Source organism: Myroides sp. LJL115, assembly GCF_054871665.1.
The window spans coordinates 72,266-94,929 of record NZ_JBTXLS010000003.1 but is presented as its reverse complement, the minus strand read 5'-3'; the positions used below and the strand labels follow the sequence as shown (position 1 = coordinate 94,929).

Genomic DNA, 22,664 nt, shown 5'->3' with positions numbered 1-22,664 from the left:
TAGACAAATGTATAATAATATTGCAATAAACTAAAGCTTCTAGCAATTAATTTCCAAAATTGTATCGAATGGTAAAACCAGCTCGGATATTTGTTATCGGGTACATAGTGGAAATTATCGCTTTAGAGAAGGAATGGTCATAAAAGAAAATAGCTGTTAAATTTTGACTAAGCATATAATCAGCTGTTAATCTCAAGGACCAAGTATTTTGTCCACCTCCCATTTGATTATTCTCATAATCTAAATAACGCACTAAGGTATGTCGCTTACTCAAGGTAACATCTGCCTTAATATTTATATCACTACTAATTCTACCTCCATAACCGTTATTGGCATAAGAGGAATTAAATCCAACATCTTTTATTCTGTAGCCAAGACCCAAAATAAAATCTTGTCCTTGGGTTTCGGTTAAAGAATTATTATCAAAACTTAAAGAAAGCATTCTATCTCTTCTCATCTCTGCTAAGAAACGAATAGCACTTCTTGTTTCTAAATCAACGCGAATTAGCGGATTAAACTGTTCATACAAAGTAGCATTACTTATAAGGTCTTTTACAGGCTTATCCCCTCTGACAGGGGTTAAATCACTTTCCCTATTGTAATAGGCCAAATTAGAAGTATAAGATCCTAATGTGTAAGAAGCTAAGTATCCATGTTGAACAGAAAATCTTCTAAAATTCTTTCGAATAAATCCGATTTTCATAAACCCGTTGTATTTAAGATTCCAGTTAGGAAGTGGCATACTTCTAAACATACTAGTAGAAACTCCGTTTGCATCACCTCCTGTATAAGCAGCTAAGAAAGAAGGTAAAATTACCGCTTGACTCTTAGAAGAATAACCAATCGGGAAACCTTGTGCATCCAAATTAGCAGGATTATTAATATCAATCCCATCAGCCTGGGCTAATCGATTAGCAACAATTAATCTATTGTCTAACATTTGATTGAAAACATCAGAGTAGTTTAAATCTGATTTGCTAAATGATGTAGAAATCATATTAGTAGATATACTAAAGTTACCATAATTATAAGGCGCTAGCCCTATATAATTAAAGTCTTCTATCTTGAATTGCTCTGAAAGATTATCGGACTTACTTCTCATGGCAAAAACATCAATGATCAAATCCGGTATAGGCATTAAAGTAGCATTCAGATTTAGGGTCTTATTGCTAATTTGTAAGAAAGATTCACTCAAGTTAGGGAAGTTACTTAAATACCCGGCATTTGCGGCTAAATCTCTAATATCGGCTTGACTTCCAAAAGCAAAACCAAAATTTGGTTTACTAGTCCCAAAGAAACCTACTCCTGGTAAAAAACCTGGTAACATGGTTCCACTATTTTCACTATAGTTTACTTGGATGTTCTTCACTGAAGTTATCACTCCAATTACAGCATCCAATAATTTGGAAGGCTCTTTTTCTTGTTGATTATTCCCATTAGGTTGTTGCACCACCTTTTGTCCTGGAACAATAGCAGCTGTACGCGCGTTACTCTTAGGTTTTTTTCCTCTTTGTGAACTTTTCACCAATCCTATATATCGATAGAAAACATCCATAGAGAAGGTTGTATTTAATACCTGAGTTCTTGAATTCTGTATTGTATTTCCTAAATTATAAAACTGTCCATCTAATTCAATATTAGAAAATGATTCAGATGATTTTTGCCAGTTATAGGTTCCAGTATAATTATAGCTGGATCGAACAAATGCTAAAAATGGAAGTTTATTAATTGGTAGCTCATAAGTAAAGTTTAACTGCTGAGTAAATTGATTTGGTGTACCAATATCAAAATAATCATCCCAAATCGTATTAGTATTATCTACTATACCATTTGTACTATCATAGTAATTCTTAACTACGTTATTACTTCCTCCTACATAAGTTATACGCAAAGAGCGTGTCAAGTCAAAATTAAAGCCATAGGTATAATTAAAGAAATAATTTCTACGGTATAAAGGATCTAATCCTATCCCTTGAACATCCAACAATCGAAATTCCTGTCTATTGTATTGGCGCAAAACATTACTACTAAAAGTAATATTAGAAGGAATATAATTGAAGTTAAAGTCACGTAAAAGAGCAAAATAATCATTAGATAAGAAGCTTACATTTTTTAATGGCTCTACCGTTTTAGGACTAAATGAATAACCATAATCCACAGAACTACGCACTTGTTGATCTAACATGGACTGTACTTCATAGTCATGGTGTTTGACTTCATTATAAGAGTGTGAAACCGTAAAGTTAGAAATATCTATTGGTGTACTTTTCTTCTCAGGATTTTTTTGCTTAGTTACCCCTATAAAGTTTATACTCTTACGCTTGGTATAATCTAAGGCCCTTTTCTCAATCTCTTCGGCCTCGGCTGAAGATTTTGCATAACTTTTCACTAGACTTAATTTTAAATCTAAGTTTCCAGGATCGTATTCCGGGGTAATTGTTTCTTCACTTATAGCATAGTTAAATGGAACCACTACACCCCAATGTTTTGGTAAAAGATGATCCAAGTTTACATTTGCTACAACACTATAGGATTTGTAATCCTCTTTACTTCTTTGCTCTGGTCCTTGTTCTAATGCACCAAAACCTGCAGTTGAACGCATACCACTAGCTGAAACAGTTGCAAAATCAGCAATATTGGCATCTACAGTTGCTATCGCCGCCCATCCGCCTTTATTATCCATATCAGATAAACGCAATTCATCAAACCAAAACTCTCCAGCTAAATCAGATAAACTCTCGTTTCTAATTCCCAACATCATAATACGAACATTTGCGAAATTAGGATTTCCTTTTATACCGATATACATATCACTTCTTTCCCCGCCTAATTCAGTAGCAGATAATTCATAAAAGCTATTTGCATCAGTGGAAGATTGACCTTTATCGGTCATTTTATTCACTTTGATTTTTGTCAAAAGATCTAAGTCAACTAAGAACTCATTGATTTCAGGCCAAATTTCCTCTGGAGTACTTGCCCCTGGACGAGTTACCTTCAATGGAATTCTAATTTGATAATAATTGGAAGTCAAATCACTTCCTAAACGAATGAAAGCATATGCTTGATCATCCATCAAACCAGCAGCACTAGCATTAGTTAATGCCTCCGCATGCACAAACATACGCAACTTCTTATATTGTCGCATATCTACATTAAAGCCTTTATAAACTCCTCTTGCATCGCCTGAACGAAGACCATTGGGTTGGCTGTTTAAATCCTTTGGATACAATCGTAAAGCTAAAGATTGTTCATTTTGATTAATTAGGGTATTATTGATATAAGCTTGTTCTCTACGAACTCCTGGAGGAGTCACATAAGGGATTGGTTTTCTATCAAAATTATCTTGGATATTTACAGCGGAAACATCAAAACCTGTATTGGAAATACGTTCGGGTTGAGACTCATCTGGATACTGTCCATTTGAACTAATTTGCATGTCTCTATCTGACTTTCTCCAATTACTTCTAACTAAATCTAATGTTGCAAAGCGCAGTGTTATCTGACTTTTAAAACCAGTTATATACATACGCATAAAGCGTATCGAACGAATTACGTCATCAAAACTAGAGTCCGCAGAATTAGCTAAATCACCTTTAGCTACTCCATTTCTATCGATAGGAATCTTGAATTGAATCCATCTTACTTTTTCTAATTTACCATCGGCAAGTTGGGCTAATTCCTCTCTAACATCTGCTACATAAAGATCACCTACTTGTAAATTTGCACGAATTGGAACTTTATATTCTAAGTAAGCATTAATTGTATTCATGGTATTATCGGAATCGATATCTTCTGTATCGGGTAAGTTATTACCACCTCGCCCATCATTAATTGGGCTATTTCCCTGTGTACCATTATAGTTGTAATAACGATTTAATATTCCTCCATCTGCATCTAAATAGTGTACGAAGTTATCTCCAGATGGGTCATCTAAATGCGCAAAATCTTTGAACCAGATTCTCTCTTGTTCATCATCTAGTCCATCAATACCAACGTCTTGCAATGCACGAGATCGGGCATCTACATCAAAGGCATAAATTAAAGATGGAGCAGCAGGTACTCTACCCCAAATAGTTTCAATAGTGGTGACTTGGTTTTGTCCACTTCCTGGTAAACCGTTCTCGTATTGTTTATATCCATCGCGTAAAACATCCTCAGAGATTAAACCTAAGTTAAAACGCAATTCCCCTTTATCACTTAAATATTGGGAGGAAAAATTATCCACAGAAGTTCCCACAAAAGGGTCCATTAACCAAAATTGCACAAATTCAATATTACTTTGCTCAAAGTTAGTAGTGGTTAATCCGCGCATAATACCAGCCCAGTTCTTAGAGGGCTCTATGGTAGCGGAACCACTTGCATTTTTATATTTAGGATTAAAGTTATATGGCCCTCTAGCAAATGGATAATAGGTTAAATCTAGCGTATTAATCACCCTACTTTCTCCATAAGCAATGTCCTTTGTCGGGAAAAGTTCTTCACTATATATACGGCGAGTTCTACTAGAATTCAAATCATATTCATCTACTCCATTTGGTCTAGAACCTAAATAAAAAGTAGGATCAATAGTATACCAAGATAACTTTGCTCTTCTATAGCCATCCACTAAGGAGTAATTTCCTAAGGAATTTTCCGCATCACTAGAATTTTCAGTATAAAACCCTAACGGCGTACTTGCTAATTTCCATGCAAAAGATCCTTTAATATCAACGTTGGATTGAGCAGCTTCAAAGTCATCTAAATAAGAAGTAGCCTCTCCATTCATTTGATCTATCTTAGAACTTCCTGGTTTAAGGTAGGCGAATTCTCCTCTTAGAGTAACTCTAGATTCTACATCTGTGTCGATATTTGGTAACTTATTAACCATTCGAGTCAAAAACGGCACTTCGGTTGAGTATTGTCCATGAATCCCCCAAATCGTATTATTGACAGCTTCTTGCCCATAAACACTTTTGTGTGTCATAGGTCTTTCTGATAATCGAAGTATAGTACCACCAAATAATAAATCCTTATTAACTTTGTGCTCAATATTAAGTCCAAAGAATCTTTTTGTTTGTTGGCCAAACATTGTATTATTTTCCACAGATACTTCAATAGGAGCATTAGAGGCTAACAAAGCCTGATCCAAAATCATCACCCTTCCTCTATTGTAATCCACCGTATAATCTACTCCTTCTATTAATAATCTACCAGCAGATTTAACCACAACAGAGCCAGCTGCCACATTATAAGCACCAATAGGGATTCCCTCTCCATTTTGACTAGAGTATTTTCCTTTTAATAAGAACTTATTCTTATTACTTTGGTTTCTAATTGCAGTGGCTTTGGTACTTCTATACAACTCAGAAAATACATACTTTCGTTGATTTTCATTATAAGAAGCTTGGTTATAATAAGCATCTGGATTATTACCTGGATTTTTATCTAACTTATTATAAAGGTACTCTCCAAAAGGTTCTACAGTTGTAAAAATTAATCTACCATTAACCGCATCTATAGTAATTCCATCAAAACTATTGCGGTTATTACCATTATTATTGTTGTTATAGCTTCCTCCACCATAATTCCCACCACCGCTTCCATAGCCTGGTTGGTTATTATTATTTAAACTACCATTACTTCCAAAACCATTATTGGAGCCATAGCCTGGTTGGCTATTGTTATTTCCAGTAAAACTACCCGAAGGATTATTCGGATCATAAATATTTTGCAGTCCCCCATTAGGAAGGAAGTCAAAGAAACCATCTCCACCCTTTTGTGGATCATTCACTGAATTCAATCTATCCAAATGGAATACATTTAATAAGGCTGTCCTTTCCACTCCTTCAGGTAATTCATTTCCATCGACAGAAGAAATGTAATTCAAAGGACTTGGATCGGTATAAAGAATATTAAATCTAAATTTTTCCGGCGTAACATAAGAAGCATTTGGGATTTGATAAATATTCTTCATCATCAAGTTCCACACAGGTGCATGCGTTAGAGTTAAACTACTTTTCAAAAGTTTAACCACTAAAGTCTCCGATAGTAAAACAGGTTGATCATCACCTGGTACTGTCCCTATATTCTCTGGGGCGACTTGAGTATCATTTCCAAATTCACCAACCTGGTAAACTTTATCTCCAACACTATATTGAAAAGCTACAGCAAGTACTTCATCATTGGATAAACGCTGATTCAAAGAGATATACCCTAATTGGGAATGAAAAGTAAATTCGTTACTATTTAGTTTTCTAGCACTTTCTAATTTAACGAAATCCCTTCCCTCTTGCACAGAAGTATTAAACCCCTGTGTACCAGAGGTACTATTTCTAATAGCTGGGCTCAAATAATATCCACCTACACCTATTTTACTTGGGTCATATAAGTTATTATTGTTATCTGGATAGGCATTAGGATTAGGGTTAACAAAGAAGCCAGGTTCGTCTTTTGAAACTACTCTTTCCCCAGTACCTCTTTTATTTCTTCCTTCCCCTAAATCTTGAATTGCGATAAGATTTCTAGAGTTATTATTAGTAGGTCCCATTCGACTATAGCGATTAGTAACCCAAACCTCTACGCGTATAATTCTAACTCTAGAGTTGATATAAGGGTATTTCTCTAAAGCACTGTCGTAATTATTTCTAAAGTATTGTGATAAGAAAAAGTGTCTATCTTCATCGTAATCCAAAGCGAATAATTCAAAATCTTCTAAGGTACCAGCTCCTTGAGCAACTACACTACTAGTTTGACTTTTTTGCTCAGAGAACACTCCACTAATGGTCGTTTTACCAAATTGTAATTCTGTTCTTACTCCAAAAAGGCTTTGAGCACCTCTAATTAGGGTTCCTCCAATAGGCATACTTACGTTACCTACCTCAATCTTTCTAATAATTGCATCTTCATCTGGCTCGTAGGCCAATTTCATCATGTTCTGAAAATCGAAGGTACTTTGGGTATCATAGTTAATATTTACCCCCATACGTGTTCCTACCATTCCATGAAGTCCCATACTAATACGCTGATCGAAATCAAAAGTCATGCTTTTTCTATTTCGAGGAGAAATCACTGGGTTATCTTGTTTACTAAAGCGTACACCCATGTCAAACTCAACCGAACCTGTTGGTTTTACATCGATGGTATTCGATCCAAAAATACCCTCAAATAGCTTAGAGTTCACATAATAACGAGGCAACATATCACGCATAGCTTCTTCGTCCTCTAAACGACCATGCATTGCGTCAAACTTTAATTGAAAATATTTTCTAATTTCAGCCCTAAGTACTAATTGCTCATACTCAGGCCTAGATAGAATTACAGGTAGATTAATATCATAGGTATCTAATCCCCTAGTGTAATAGTACTTATCGGTAACTGGATTATAGGAGTAAACTTCGCGTATAAAACTTGGGTCAGGAAAAGTAATATTTCCTGGTTTATAAGCAGGGGCTAAAGAATCTTGGACTTGATTAAGTTCAAAATCTTCCCAATCCTGTAGCATTTGGGCTTCCCATTGTTCTATTTCTTCTTGCTCCTCTAAAGTAAGCTCTTGGGTAGTCCCGAATTCTGGCTCACTTGGTTGCACAATAATATTCTGTCCAAAACCAAAGGTGGTTAAGAACAAAAATAAAACTGTTATAGGTAACAAAAGATATAAATTAGGATAGTACCCCTTCAATGTCTACAAATTTTTTAAAGCTAGTTTAATAATAACTTCAACACTAGCATCAGGATTCTGCTGCAAAACTTTATTCACTACCTTCTCAGCAGCTTTTCTTGCAAACCCTAAAACCTCTAATGCTAATAACGCTTCTTCTAAGTTTGTATTGTTAGAAGTAGTAGAAACTTGGTCCATATCGTATAATTTAACTACTTTCTCTTGTAAGTCCAAAATAACACGTTGGGCCGTTTTAGTACCAATCCCTTTTACAGATTGGATTGTTTTTGCATCGGCATTTGCAATTGCTTTGAAAAGATCATTTGGATTAATAGAGGAAAGCATATTACGAGCAGTATTTCCTCCAATACCTGACACAGAAATCAGTAACTTGAATAGTTCGCGCTCAATCTTTTCACTAAAACCGAAAAGAGTATGTGCGCCATCTTTTATTTGTAGGTGGGTATATAATCGAACTTGCTCACTTGAGCCAAGTTGAGAAAAAGTATGCAGGGAAATATGGATTAAATATCCTACTCCCCCGCAATCTATTACTACTTCAGTGGGTGTTTTTTCCACTAAACGCCCTTGAATATGTGCTATCATGTTCCTTTTTAATTTAAGCTCAAAAATAGCAATAAAAATTAACTATTATTAGCATTAAAAATCACACTCTAACAAAAGGCAAATTTTTATTTTTTATTTGCGTTTACGGCTATCGCGAACTTGAGCGTCTACCACTGCCACAGCAGTCATATTAACCATTTCATCTACACTAGCTCCTAATTGAAATACGTGAACAGCACGATCCAAACCTAAAATAATAGGTCCGATAGAAGTTGCCTTATTCAATTCTTTTAACATTTTATAAGTAATATTAGCAGAATCTAGATTAGGGAAAATCAACGTATTAACTTGCTTGTCAACTAACTTAGAAAAAGGGAACTTATTTTTAAGCATTTGATCATTTAAAGCAAAATCTATTTGAATTTCACCATCTACAGCCATGTCTGGATATTGCTCATGTAACATTTTCACTGCTTCACTCATTTTTGAAGGTGAGCTTTGATCAGCTGATCCAAAGTTAGCATAAGATAATAACGCTGTTACTGGCTCCATTCCAAACATTCTAACTGCTTTATCTGTCATTACAGCAATTTTGGCAATTTCCTCAGCTGTTGGATTAGGATTAATAGCAGTATCTGCTAAGAACATAGGTCCTCTTTTTGTCATCATAAGGTTTGTAGTAGCTACCTTTGACACACCAGGTGCTTTAGGGATTAATTCCAAGATTGGCTTTACAACCGTTGGATAAGCTCTAGAATACCCTGTTAACATAGCATCAGCTTGATTTTCATTCACAAGCATTGCTGCAAAATAGTTACGCTCAAGCATTAATTTCTCTGCATCGTATAAAGTAATCCCTTTACGTAATCTTGCTTGCCAATAAGACTTAGCAAAACTAGTTCTTCTAGCTTTCTCAGCATCAGATTTAGGGTCAATTATTTCAATCTCTGCATTAAAATCAATCTCTTTCTTTAGTTCAACAATAGTATCTCTATCTCCTAATAAGATTGGAGTTACCATTCCTTCTTCATAAGCGATTTGAGCAGCTTTTAAAACATCTAAATGATCAGCCTCGGCGTAAACAACTTTCTTAGGAGAAGTTTTAGCGCGATTAATCAACATACGTAAAAGCTTGTTGTCAGACCCCATTCTTAAGGCTAACTCTTGCTTATAAGCTTCCCAATCCGTAATAGGAGCTTTTGCAATTCCACTTTCCATTGCTGCTAAAGCAACTGCAGGAGGAACAATAGTAATTAATCTTGGATCAAAAGGCTTAGGAATAATATACTCTCTACCAAAACTTAATTTAGTAGCACCATAAGCAATATTCACTTGCTCTGGTACAGGTTCTTTAGCTAACTTAGCTAAAGCCACTACAGCAGCCATTTTCATTTCCTCGTTAATCTTTGTTGCGCGAACATCTAATGCACCACGGAAAATATATGGGAAACCTAAAACGTTATTTACCTGGTTAGGGAAATCAGAACGTCCTGTAGCCATAATAACATCCTTACGTGTTTCAACTGCTAAGTTATAATCGATTTCTGGTGATGGGTTAGCCATAGCAAAAACAATTGGGTTCTCAGCCATACTTGCAAGCATCTCAGGCTTTAATACATCCGCAGTAGATAATCCAATAAAAACGTCACAACCATTAACAGCATCAGCTAAGGAAATGTCTTGAGCAACAGCAAATTCTCTTTGCAAGTCAGAAATACGAGAATCATCCTTCTTTAAAACACCTTTACTATTGAACATTTTAATGTTTTGTATCTGTACACCAAATGCAACGTACAATTTAGCACATGCAATGGCAGCAGAACCTGCACCAGAAACAACCATTTTAACGTCTTTCATCTCTTTACCAGCTAATTCTACAGCGTTTAATAAAGCAGCAGCAGAAATAATAGCAGTTCCGTGTTGATCGTCGTGCATTACAGGAATGTCCAACTCCTCTTTTAATCTTCTTTCGATTTCAAAAGATTCAGGAGCTTTAATATCTTCTAAGTTTATCCCTCCAAAAGTAGGTGAAATATTTTTTACAGTTTCAATAAATTTATCCACATCTGTGGCATCTACTTCGATATCGAAAACATCAATGTCAGCAAAAATCTTAAATAATAATCCTTTCCCTTCCATTACTGGTTTTGAAGCTTCTGGACCAATGTCTCCAAGCCCCAATACAGCCGTTCCGTTAGAAATAACAGCAACTAAATTTCCTTTTGCTGTGTATTTATAAACATCATCCACATTTTTTGCAATCTCTAAACAAGGCTCTGCTACTCCCGGAGAGTAGGCTAAAGATAAATCCCTTTGCGAAGAATACTTTTTGGTAGGAACTACTTGAATTTTTCCAGGTACTGGCTCAGCATGGTATTTCAATGCCTCCCTACGTAAATTATCTTTGTTCATAAAATCTAGTTTTTCATTTCAAACAAAGGTAACGTTTTTACTTTACATTCAAACTTCCTTAACTCAGTCGTTTAAAAATTGTATATTTCTCATAAACCCCGCATACTTCGAACGTTTTACAGGGGATTTTTTAAAAATTACATTAAAAGTTTCTTGAGTTATCTCATTCCATTGCTTCTTATCGTAGTTCAAAATAGCCTCATTAGCAGAAAAACGAGGTTCATTATGTGGTTTAGAGAATCTGTTCCATGGACATACATCTTGACAGATATCACAACCAAAAGCCCAATCATCCAATAAGCCACTAAATTCCTTTGGAATGTCATCCTTTAACTCAATTGTTAAGTAAGAAATACACTTACTCCCATTGACAATATAAGGTCCTTCAATTGCTTGTGTAGGGCAAGCATCTATACATTTTGTACAAGTTCCACAATGATCTGTGGTAATAGAGTCATATTCTAACTCTAGATCGATAATAAGTTCAGCCAAAAAAAAGAAAGAACCCATCTTTTTATGGATCAAATTATTATTCTTGCCAACCCAACCTAGTCCGCTCTTAGCAGCCCAAGCCTTGTCTAATACAGGTGCTGAGTCAACAAAAACTCTCCCACCTATATCTCCAATGGCTTCTTGAATGAAGGCAAATAATTCCTTTAGTTTGTCCTTTATAACAAAATGATAATCTTCTCCATAGGCATACTTAGAAACCTTATAGGTATCGCAAAGCTGTACTTTATCGGGAAAATAATTTAAAGACAAAGAAATAACACTTTTTGCACCTGGAACTAAAATTCTTGGATCTAAACGCTTGTCAAAATTATTCTCCATGTATTGCATATTCCCATGCATACCAGCTTTAAGCCAACTTTCCAGTCTTGGTGCATCTTGGGCTAAAAAATCAGCTTTAGAGATACCACATTGGTTAAAGCCAAGCTCTAAAGCACGGTCTTTAATTAACTTAGAATATAAACTAGGATTATTTATCATAAAACTAGACGTTTTTAATAGTGCTAATCTTCAAGATCAAACGCAAATCCTAAATGCTGATAAGCCTTTTGAGTAGCTTCCCGACCACGAGGAGTACGAATAATAAAACCTTCTTGAATTAAATATGGTTCATAAACTTCTTCAATAGTTTCTCCATTGTCAGAAACGGCTGTCGACAAAGTAGACAAACCAACAGGACCGCCTTTAAATTTTTCTATAATAGTCGAAAGAATCTTATTATCCATTTCATCTAAACCATAAGAATCCACATTTAAGGCGTTTAAAGCATACTGAGCGATTGTCAAATCGATACTACCATTACCTTTAATCTGAGCGAAATCTCGTACACGACGCAATAAAGCATTAGCAATACGAGGAGTCCCTCTACTTCTTCCAGCGATTTCAATGGAAGCCTCTATAGAAATAGGTACACCTAAAATAAAAGCACTACGTTCTATAATACCAGCTAAAAGTTCTTTACTATAATATTGCAATCTACTTTGAATACCAAAACGAGCACGCATAGGAGCTGTAAGTAATCCACTTCTAGTAGTAGCCCCAACTAAAGTAAATGGATTTAGATTAATCTGAACAGAACGAGCATTAGGACCAGATTCAATCATGATATCAATCTTAAAGTCTTCCATAGCCGAATATAAATACTCTTCTACAATTGGACTTAAGCGATGGATCTCATCAATAAACAAAACGTCCCTTTCCTCCAAATTCGTTAAAAGACCAGCTAAATCACCAGGTTTATCCAAAACAGGCCCAGAGGTAATTTTAATACCTACATTGAGCTCATTGGCTAAAATATTGGCCAATGTAGTTTTACCTAGCCCTGGAGGACCGTGAAAAAGAGTATGATCCAAAGCTTCACCACGCATATTAGCAGCTTCTACAAAAACTTGTAAATTATCTAATACGTTTTCTTGTCCTGCGAAATCATCGAAACTAAGAGGTCTCAACTTCTTTTCAACATCAAATTCCTCTGAGGAAAAATGCCTAGTTGTAGGGTCTAAATTCTCATTCATACTACAAAGATATACTAAAAATTGCTGCTTTAAAATACTATTACAAACAGTATAAAAAAAAAGTCATCCAAAAAATTGGATGACCTTTTTTATATTTCTATTTAAATACTTCTAGTGATGTAATTCTTCCTCACCTTCTTGCATTGGCATAGTTTGTGGCGCATAGTCTTCTGGTAAACCAGGTTTACTGTAGTCATAAGGCCATCTGTGAACAACTGGTAACTCTCCTGGCCAGTTCCCGTGGATGTGCTCCACTGGAGTAGTCCATTCAAGAGTGTTAGCTTTCCATGGGTTCTGAGGAGCCTTCTTACCGTAGAAAATACTATAGAAGAAGTTCCATAAGAACAATAACTGGAATGCTGAACCTACAAGAGCAAATACTGTAATTAATACGTTAACATCATAGAACTCGTCAAATAATGGGAACGCTGTATTTGTATAGTAACGACGAGGTAAACCTGCTAATCCGATAAAGTGCATTGGGAAGAAAACTCCGTAAGCACAAACTGCAGTTACCCAGAAGTGAATGTATCCTAAGTTTTTGTTCATCATTCTTCCGAACATTTTCGGGTACCAGTGGTAGATACCAGCAAACATTCCGTAAAGAGCAGAAATACCCATTACTAAGTGGAAGTGAGCAATAACGAAATATGTATCGTGAACGTTAATATCTAAAGTTGAATCTCCTAAGATAATTCCTGTTAATCCTCCAGTAATGAACGTAGAAACGAAACCAATACAGAATAACATAGAAGGGTTCATCTGGATATTTCCACTCCAAATAGTAGTAATATAGTTGAATGCCTTAACAGCTGAAGGAATCGCAATTAAAAGAGTTGTAAAAGTAAACACAGATCCCAAGAATGGATTCATCCCTGAAACGAACATGTGGTGACCCCATACAATCGTTGATAAAAATGCAATACCTAAAATTGAGGCAATCATCGCACGATAACCGAAAATTGGTTTACGAGCGTTACAAGCAATAACCTCTGATGTAATTCCCATCGCAGGTAAAATAACGATGTATACTTCCGGGTGTCCTAAGAACCAGAAAAGGTGCTCATATAATACTGGTGATCCTCCTTGGTAATGTAATACCTCTCCAGCTAAATAAATATCTGATAAGAAGAAAGATGTACCAAAGCTTCTATCAAATAATAATAATAAAGCTGCTGATAATAATACTGGGAAAGAAACAATACCAATGATAGCTGTAGTAAATAAAGCCCAAACACTCAATGGCAATCTTGTCATAGACATTCCCTTAGTTCTCATGTTAATAACTGTAGCAACGTAGTTTAATGATCCCATTGTAGAAGATACAATAAACAAAGCCATAGCAACTAACCATAAAGTCATCCCTGTTCCAGATCCTGGGATTGCCTGTGGTAACGCACTCAATGGTGGGTATACAGTCCATCCTGATGAAGCTGGTCCCCCTTCTACGAATAATGAGATGATCATTAATACTGCAGAGATAAAGAAAATCCAGTAAGATAACATGTTTAAGAATCCTGAAGCCATATCTCTAGCTCCAATTTGCAATGGAATAAGTAAGTTCGAGAACGTACCACTTAAACCTGCAGTTAATACGAAGAATACCATGATTGTACCGTGCATTGTTACCAAGGCTAAGTACGCATCGTTCTTCATTACTCCATCAGGAGCCATTTTTTCGCCTAGTAACCATTTAAAAAGCGTAAAAGATTCCTCTGGCCATGCAATTTGCATTCTAAATAAAAGAGACATCATGATCCCTACAATACCCATGATAATACCGGTTATCAAGTATTGTTTCGCGATCATCTTGTGATCTAAACTAAATACATATTTAGTAAAGAAATTCCCTTTATCGTGATGATCATGGTCATGATCATGAATTATTTCGTGTCCTAATGCTGACATAGTATAATTTGATTTTAATACGAGTGTTTTACTTTACAACTTGAGCAAATTCATCCGATGTGTTAGTTACTTCTTTTGTTTGAGCTAACTGCTCTCCTAAAGTAGGAAGCGCATTAACCCAGTTCTCAAACTCTTCTGGAGTTTCAACTACAACTTTAATTTGCATGTTGTAGTGAGAAGCACCACAAATTTTGTTACAAAGGATTAAGTAATCGAATTGGTAAGGATCTAATGCTTCCTCTCCTTTTGCAATTAATTCTTGGCTACGCTCTGCTCTAATTTTGTTAATGTTATTAACCTTAGTAACCATAGCTTCACGAGATCTCATATCCTCCGTAGTGATTGTAGGAGTGAAAGCAAATTGAGTAACCATTCCTGGTACACAGTTCATCTGAGCTCTAAAGTGAGGTAAGTAAGCAGAGTGTAAAACGTCTTGTGAACGGAATTTTAAAACTACTTTCTTTCCTAACGGTAAGTGTAATTCTGAAGCCATTTGATCATCATACGAGTTTGGATCAGACATATCTACTCCAACTACGTTAACTCCTTCAATGAATCTAACGTTTGCTTTACCAAGAACATTGTCTTTTCCTGAATAACGAACATCCCATCCAAATTGCTTAGCATAAACCTCTACAATTAAAACATCCTCTTCCTCGTCAACAAACATAATGTCGTTCCAAGCGAAAAGTCCGTAAAGGATTAAACCAGATAAAGTAATTACTGGAATAATTGTCCATATTGCCTCTAATTTATCATTGTCTGAAAAATAAAGAGCCTTTCTTCCTTTTACTCCTCTTCCTTTGAAAGCGAACCAGTAAAGTAAGAATTGAGTGAAAATTTGAACAAACCCAATAAGACCCATAGAGATCCACATTAAGTTATCCACTGTTTCACCATGTTCTGACGCAGAATCACTCATTAAAGGAAAGCTACCATACTTCACTAAATTAAAAATAGTAAAGACGTAGATAAACCCTAAGAAAGCGAAGTTCAAATAACCATTAATGTTATTGTCCTTGTCATTTGCGATCTCTGAAGCTGCATCTTTTGATCCAGATCCAACTTGAGTCAAATCGAATATCTTAGTTAATTGCCAAATAGCAATTCCCAATAATACAACTACAGTTATTATTAATAAACTTGTCATCTGTTTATCTTTAAATATTAATAATGAAAATGTTTACTCTCTTCAATAAGTGGGTGATTATGGCAAACTAACGGCGCTTTTGCAATTGCACTAAATCCAACATAGATAAATAACCCTATGAAGAACATTAAAGAAGCAATTTCAGGAACACCAATAAACCAAGAACCTCCAACAGTACCAGGTGCAATCATCAAGAAGAAGTCAAGGTAATGCCCAACGATGATACAAGTACCAGCCATTACAACAACCCATCCTAAACGTTTGAAGTCTGTATTGATTAATAAAACCAAAGGTAGAGCGAAGTTTAATAATAACATTCCAAAGAATGGTAAGTTAAACTCTTGAATTCTAAAGATAAAGTATGTAACCTCCTCTGGAATATTAGAATACCACTGTAACATAAATTGAGAGAACCAAAGATAAGTCCAGAAAATACTTAATCCAAACATAAATTTAGCTAAATCGTGAATATGGCTATGATTAACAAGCTCTAAATGTCCTTTACTCTTAAGGTATAAAGTAGCAAAGGCAATAGTAGTAATAGCAGTTACGAAGAAACTAGCAAATACGTACCATCCAAATAATGTACTATACCAGTGTGTATCGATTGACATAATCCAGTCCCATGAAGCCATTGATTCTGTTACGATGAAGAAAACTAAGAAAGCAGCTGATGCTTTAAAAATTTTCTTGTGGTAACTTAAATCCCCAGTTTCACATAAAGCCAATGACTGCTTACGTAAATAGATTCTGTAGAAGTTCCATCCTAATAGGTACACTACTGCACGAATTAAAAAGAAAGGAACGTTTAAATAACCTGTTTTTCCTTGAATAATAACATCATTAGCTACTACTTCTGGGTCAGCCCATATAAATAAATGGTTACCTCCCATTACTGAGATTACAAGGATAACGAAGAAAATAATCGATCCTGGTAAAAGGTAAGCTGATAAACCTTCCATCACTCTAAAAAGGATAGGAGACCAACCAGCACTTGCAGCTTGGTTGATAGCTTGGAATGTTAAGATTCCTAAAGAAACTAACATAACGAAGATACAAGCCGTATATACTGCAGTCCAAGGTTTGTTTTGTAACTGAGTTAAAACATGCTCTAAGTGCTGTTCGTGCGCAGCGTGATCAGCCTCGGAAACTGCATGCGATGACTCTTGTTGAGCATCTCCACTATGGTGTGCTTGCTCAGTTAAGATCTGCTCTACTTCAGCAGTTGTCTTAGGTGCACTAAAAAAACCATATGCAATCCCTATTAATCCTAGAACCATAAGGACCATCGCAAAGGTTTTTAAATTTTTTGATAATGTGTACATATCTAAACTTTCAAATAAGTTTTACAATTTATTATTCTGATTTCAATTTTAAAACGTAATCTGTTACTAACCAACGTTCATGTTGCGTTAATTGGTTAGCATGAGAACCCATAGAATTCAAACCATAAGTAATCACTTGGTAAACACCACCTTCAGTAAGATCACGATCGTGGTAATTAGGAACTCCTAAAAACTTTTCGTTTTTAACTAAAGTACCTTTCCCATCTCCTTTTGAACCGTGACAAACAGAGCAATAAATTGAGTACAACTCTTTTCCTTTTTCAAGGTTTTTCTCACTATCAGCAAGTGGAGACTTTAAGTAAAGTCTCGCTTGCGCTAATCCTTCAGGAGTGTTAGGGTAAACTTCTGGTTCAAATCCTCTAGGGATTGAACCATCAGCTGGTAATTGAGCTTCCATTCCATCTGCAAAAACAGTCGTAGGGACTTCAGAATAAGTCTCATACGGTACTGCTTCGTACATATTAGGCATAAACTGATAGTTTGGACGCTCTTTATTAAAACAAGAAGCACTCAATACTGACACTCCTACTAAAGCTACTATTTTATATATGTTCTTCATTCTACAATTACTTTTCAATTACTTTAACTTCAACTGCTCCAGTATTCTTGAAGAACTCAACAGCAGCTTCTTCATCACCTCTAAGAGCTACTTCCATTAAAAAGTGATCATCCGTTGTTCTAACATCTGGGTTTTCAGCTTCTTTAAATGGCCATAACTTACTTCTTAAGAAGAATGTAATTACCATTAAGTGAGCAGAAAATAGTACAGTCATCTCAAACATAATAGGCACGAATGCTGGCATATTTTGGATAAAGCTAAAACTTGGTTTTCCACCAATATCTTGAGGCCAGTCAACAATCATGATATAATACATCATACTTGTTCCAAATGCTAAACCTACTAATCCGAATAAGAATGCACAAATTGCAAGTCTTGTTGGTTTTAATCCCATAGCCTTATCAAGGCCGTGTACTGGGAAAGGAGTATAAATCTCTTCAATATGATGATGAGCAGATCTAGTTTCCTTTACTGCATCTAACAATACATCATCATCATTGTATATAGCGTAAATTACTTTATTACTCATAACGAATTAATGATTTAAAGATTGATGATTCGCTTTACTGTCTCTTTCTTTCTTATAGTATTCTCCTGAAGACTTTAAGATAGTTTTTACCTCTGCCTGAGCAATTACAGGGAAACTTCTAGAGTATAACAAGAATAATACAAAGAAGAATCCTATTGTTCCGATGTAAATTCCAGCGTCTACAAACGTAGGTTGGAACATCGTCCAAGAAGATGGTAAGTAGTCTCTATGTAATGATGTAACGATAATTACGAAACGTTCAAACCACATTCCAATATTCACAATAATAGAAATAATGAATGAAGCCATGATACTAGTTCTAATTTTCTTAAACCACATAACCTGTGGAGAAATTACGTTACAGGTCATCATCAACCAATAAGCCCACCAGTATGGTCCTGAAGCACGGTTCAAGAAAGCGTATTGTTCATACTCTACTCCTGAATACCAAGCTACCCATAACTCAGTGATATAAGCTACTCCGACAATAGAACCAGTGATCATTACAATAATGTTCATTAATTCAATATGTTGAACAGTAATATAGTCTTCTAAGTTAGAAACTTTTCTCATGATGATTAAAAGCGTTGTTACCATCGCGAACCCAGAGAAAATAGCTCCTGCTACGAAATATGGAGGTAAGATTGTAGTGTGCCATCCTGGAATAACAGAAGTAGCGAAGTCAAAAGATACAATCGTGTGTACAGAAAGTACTAATGGTGTAGCTAAACCAGCTAACACTAAATGAACTTCCTCGAAACGTTGCCAGTCTTTAGCTCTACCTGACCAACCAAATGATAAAATTCCGTAAACTCTTTTTGTAAATGGCGTAATAGCTCTATCACGTAACATAGCAAAGTCTGGAAGTAAACCTGTCCACCAGAAAACCAATGACACAGATAAATACGTAGAAATTGCGAAAACGTCCCATAATAATGGAGAGTTAAAGTTAACCCATAATGACCCAAATTGGTTAGGTAAAGGTAATACCCAGTAAGCTAACCATGGACGTCCCATGTGTATGATAGGGAATAATCCAGCCTGAACAACAGAGAAAATAGTCATTGCCTCTGCAGAACGGTTAATGGCCATTCTCCATTTTTGTCTAAATAATAATAATACGGCTGAGATAAGTGTACCTGCGTGACCGATACCAACCCACCAAACGAAGTTGGTAATATCCCAAGCCCATCCAATAGTTTTATTCAATCCCCAAGTTCCAATTCCAGTACCTACTGTGTAAGCCATAGAACCTACTCCCCATAGAAACGCAATTAAACTTAATGTGAAAACTCTCCACCAAAGTTTATTTGCTCTTCCTTCTACAGGTCTAGCCACATCCACAGTTATATCGTGATAAGTTTTCTCACCAATAACTAAAGGTTTTCTAATGGGTGCTTCGTAATGTGACGACATAATCCTTTATATGTTTCTTTAATTAATAATTCTTTTTATTACACGTTTTTAACCTTCACGTGATAGAATACGTTTGGTTTAGTACCAATGTGCTCTAATAAATGGTATGCACGATTAGATTCTGCTAACTCAGTTACATCAGATTCTTTATCGTTAACATCTCCGAAAACCATCGCTCCACTAGAACAAGCAGCAGAACAAGCAGTTTGGAATTCATTAGGGCGTACAGCTCTACCTTCGTTTTTAGCTTTCAAAATAGTAGCTTGAGTCATTTGGATACATAGAGAACATTTCTCCATAACTCCTCTGGAACGAACTACAACATCTGGGTTTAATATCATACGACCTAAATCGTCATTCATATTGAAATCAAATGCGTCATTTTGAGAATATAAGAACCAGTTAAAACGTCTTACTTTGTAAGGACAGTTGTTAGCACAGTATCTAGTACCAACACAACGGTTATAAGCCATTTGGTTTTGTCCTTGACGACCATGAGAAGTTGCAGCTACTGGACACACAGTCTCACAAGGAGCGTGATTACAGTGCTGACACATTACAGGTTGGAAAGCAACTTGTGGGTTGTCAGCTGGGTGCTCCAATTCTTGGAAAGCCTCGCGGTATTCTCCAAAACCACTTGAATCCTTTTTCTTTTGATAATCAGCAGCGAAAGTATCTTCTGATGAATAATATCTATCGATACGCAACCAGTGCATATCTCTACTTCTACGAATCTCATCTTTACCAACAACTGGAACATTGTTTTCAGCGTGACATGCAATAACACAAGCCCCACATCCAGTACAAGCATTTAAGTCGATAGAAAGATTAAAGTGATGTCCTACTGAACGGTCAAAAGATTCCCAAATATCAATTGTATTTGCTTTCACCTCTTGGTGATCGTAAGAAACAACAGCAGGAATATTCCATTTTAAAGGATCTTCTGTATTATAAATATCTAAAGTAGTATCTTTTAAGATGTCACTTCTAGACATTAATGTATTTTGTAACTGAACACAAGCAAATTCATGATCTCCAGAGCTTTTTTCAACAGTAACAGATTGTACACCATCGAAGTTATTGTATAACGCATAAGCATTAACACCAACTTGCATTTCCTCTTTTAATCCAGCTTGTTTTCCATAACCAAAAGCTAAACCTACAGTATTAGGCGCTTGTCCTGGTTGAATTAATGCAGGTACATTTTCTAAAGTAACTCCATTAACCGTTAAAGTAACATAGCTTCCATTTAAACCTCCATTAGCAACATGGTAATTTTTAATACCTAAGTTCTCAGCATCTTTTCTAGACACTGTAACGTAGTTATCCCATGAAACTCTCGAGATTGGATCTGGAAACTCTTGCAACCAAGGGTTATTTGCTTGTTGTCCATCTCCCATACCCACTTTGGTATAGAAAACTAACTCCATTCCATCTACATTTTTGCTATTACTTAAAGCAGTCGCAGCAGAAGAAAGATCTATTGAAGAACTTACTTTACTTGGCGTGTCTACTAAAGCAAAACCATCGTGAACTAATTTATTCCAAGTTAATCCTGAAGCTATATTAGCACCAACAGCTTTTACGTAATCGTAGTAAGAAGTATTATTATTTGTCCACAATAACATAGCATCTTGGAACTGACGTGTATCAAATAATGGACGGATAGTTGGTTGAGTAACCGAATAATGTCCTTTTTTGATCATTACATCACCCCATGATTCTAAGTAATGAGGAGCAGCAGCAGCAACAGTAGAATGTAAAGCTGTTTCATCTTCTTTTAATGAAAATGCGACAGAAGTATTTACTTTCCCTAATCCGCTTACGAAATCAGCACTATTTGCTAAAGTATAAACTGGGTTAACACCACTCATAATTAAAGTATGTACTTTACCAGCGTTCATATCTTTAATTAATTGACTTACTTCTTTAGCGTTACCTTGTCTAACAAATTTTGTTTGCTCTGGTAAGAAGGCTTGAGATTTTAAAGCCTCATTAATTGCGAAAACAACTAACTGAGCATTCTCATCTTCTAAACCTGTAACAACAACACCTTTAGATCCAGCAGCTTTCAATTGTTGAGCAGCTTTTGCAATTTTCTCATCTTGAGATGTAGCAGCAGCCTTAACTGAAGAACCTGTAACAGCGTTATATAATTTGATTAAAGCAGCTTTTTGCTCTGCAACAGTCAAAGGAATTCTAACGTCTGCATTAGCACCTGCTAAAGACATATTAGCTTCCATTTGAATATGCTTAGACATTTTTCCATTTTTAGGAATACGCCCCTGTGAGTAAGCAGCATCATAACCTCCACCTTGCCAATCTGATAAAATATCAGCTCCAACAGCTACAATCACGTCAGCTTTACCGAAATCATAATCCGCCAAACCTCTAGTACCGTAAGCTTTTTGGTAAGCGTCTAATGCTGCTGAACTTGATACAGCATCATAAACAACTTGCTTAGCAGTAGGGTTTTGATCTAAAAACTCAGCGATAATTTTATCTACTGAAGGACTAGCCATTGTATTAGTTAATAATACAATATTACCACCTTTAGCTTTAGCATCTTGTAAACTAGCTCTAACTTTAGCATCTACCTCGTCCCAAGAAGCGGCTTCTCCGTCGATCTTCGGTCCTTTTAAACGTAGACTATCATATAAAGATAAAACTGAAGCATTTACACGAGCATTAGCACCTGAGTAAGCACCACTTAATCTATTATTTTCAACTTTAATTGGACGTCCTTCGCGAGTTTTAATTAAAACATTCACAAAATCAAATCCGTCTGCTATTGTAGTAGCATAGTAATCCGCAACCCCAGGGATAATTTCCTCTGGTTGCACAACATACGGGATAGCTTTTACAACAGGACCCTCACATGCTGCTAATGTAGCTGCAGCAGTTGAGAAACCTACATATTTCAAAAAGTCTCGACGAGTAGTAGAAGACGAAGACAAAGCGTCTTTATCACCAAGAAACTCATCTGTTGGAATCTGATCAACAAACTCATTGTTTCTTAGCGTCTCAACAATAGAACTATTTTCGTTCAGCTCTTCAACACTTTTCCAGTATTTTTTGTTTGATGCCATTGTATATATATATTAGCTTCTTATTCTT

12 protein-coding genes are annotated in these 22,664 nt (G+C 35.8%); all 12 read right to left on the bottom strand.

What is annotated here, in order from left to right; translation table 11 throughout:
* Nucleotides 1–46: 46 nt before the first annotated feature.
* Nucleotides 47–7,480: a T9SS outer membrane translocon Sov/SprA gene (gene sov, locus ACYSNX_RS01640; RefSeq protein WP_461752966.1), complete on the bottom strand. Its 7,434-nt coding sequence runs from the start codon at nucleotides 7,478–7,480 to the stop codon at nucleotides 47–49.
* Between the two features lie 180 nt (nucleotides 7,481–7,660).
* A complete protein-coding gene (gene ruvA / locus ACYSNX_RS01635) occupies nucleotides 7,661–8,242 on the bottom strand; it encodes a Holliday junction branch migration protein RuvA (protein WP_461752947.1) in 582 nt (193 codons plus the stop codon).
* A 93-nt stretch (nucleotides 8,243–8,335) separates the two neighbouring features.
* Complete coding sequence (locus tag ACYSNX_RS01630; protein ID WP_461752946.1) at nucleotides 8,336–10,615, bottom strand: NADP-dependent malic enzyme; 2,280 nt, start codon at nucleotides 10,613–10,615, stop codon at nucleotides 8,336–8,338.
* Nucleotides 10,616–10,678: 63 nt separating this feature from the next.
* Nucleotides 10,679–11,605 (bottom strand): tRNA epoxyqueuosine(34) reductase QueG, encoded by a 927-nt coding sequence (gene queG / locus ACYSNX_RS01625; RefSeq protein ID WP_461752945.1) that lies wholly within the window; start codon nucleotides 11,603–11,605, stop codon nucleotides 10,679–10,681.
* 23 nt (nucleotides 11,606–11,628) lie between these two features.
* Entirely contained in the window at nucleotides 11,629–12,639 is a 1,011-nt protein-coding gene (gene ruvB, locus ACYSNX_RS01620) for a Holliday junction branch migration DNA helicase RuvB (protein WP_461752944.1), read from the bottom strand.
* A 111-nt stretch (nucleotides 12,640–12,750) separates the two neighbouring features.
* Complete coding sequence (locus ACYSNX_RS01615; RefSeq protein ID WP_461752943.1) at nucleotides 12,751–14,547, bottom strand: cytochrome c oxidase subunit I; 1,797 nt, start codon at nucleotides 14,545–14,547, stop codon at nucleotides 12,751–12,753.
* A gap of 28 nt (nucleotides 14,548–14,575) precedes the next feature.
* Nucleotides 14,576–15,697 carry a cytochrome c oxidase subunit II gene (locus tag ACYSNX_RS01610; protein ID WP_461752942.1) on the bottom strand — a complete coding sequence of 374 codons (1,122 nt, stop codon included), beginning with the start codon at nucleotides 15,695–15,697 and terminating at the stop codon, nucleotides 14,576–14,578.
* 17 nt (nucleotides 15,698–15,714) lie between these two features.
* A complete protein-coding gene (locus tag ACYSNX_RS01605; RefSeq protein WP_461752941.1) occupies nucleotides 15,715–17,022 on the bottom strand; it encodes a quinol:cytochrome C oxidoreductase in 1,308 nt (435 codons plus the stop codon).
* Between the two features lie 31 nt (nucleotides 17,023–17,053).
* Complete coding sequence (locus tag ACYSNX_RS01600) at nucleotides 17,054–17,602, bottom strand: c-type cytochrome (protein WP_461752940.1); 549 nt, start codon at nucleotides 17,600–17,602, stop codon at nucleotides 17,054–17,056.
* 7 nt (nucleotides 17,603–17,609) lie between these two features.
* Nucleotides 17,610–18,131 (bottom strand): DUF3341 domain-containing protein, encoded by a 522-nt coding sequence (locus tag ACYSNX_RS01595; protein WP_461752939.1) that lies wholly within the window; start codon nucleotides 18,129–18,131, stop codon nucleotides 17,610–17,612.
* Between the two features lie 6 nt (nucleotides 18,132–18,137).
* Entirely contained in the window at nucleotides 18,138–19,547 is a 1,410-nt protein-coding gene (gene nrfD, locus ACYSNX_RS01590; protein ID WP_461752938.1) for an NrfD/PsrC family molybdoenzyme membrane anchor subunit, read from the bottom strand.
* 38 nt (nucleotides 19,548–19,585) lie between these two features.
* A complete protein-coding gene (locus ACYSNX_RS01585) occupies nucleotides 19,586–22,636 on the bottom strand; it encodes a TAT-variant-translocated molybdopterin oxidoreductase (RefSeq protein WP_461752937.1) in 3,051 nt (1,016 codons plus the stop codon).
* Nucleotides 22,637–22,664: the final 28 nt, after the last annotated feature.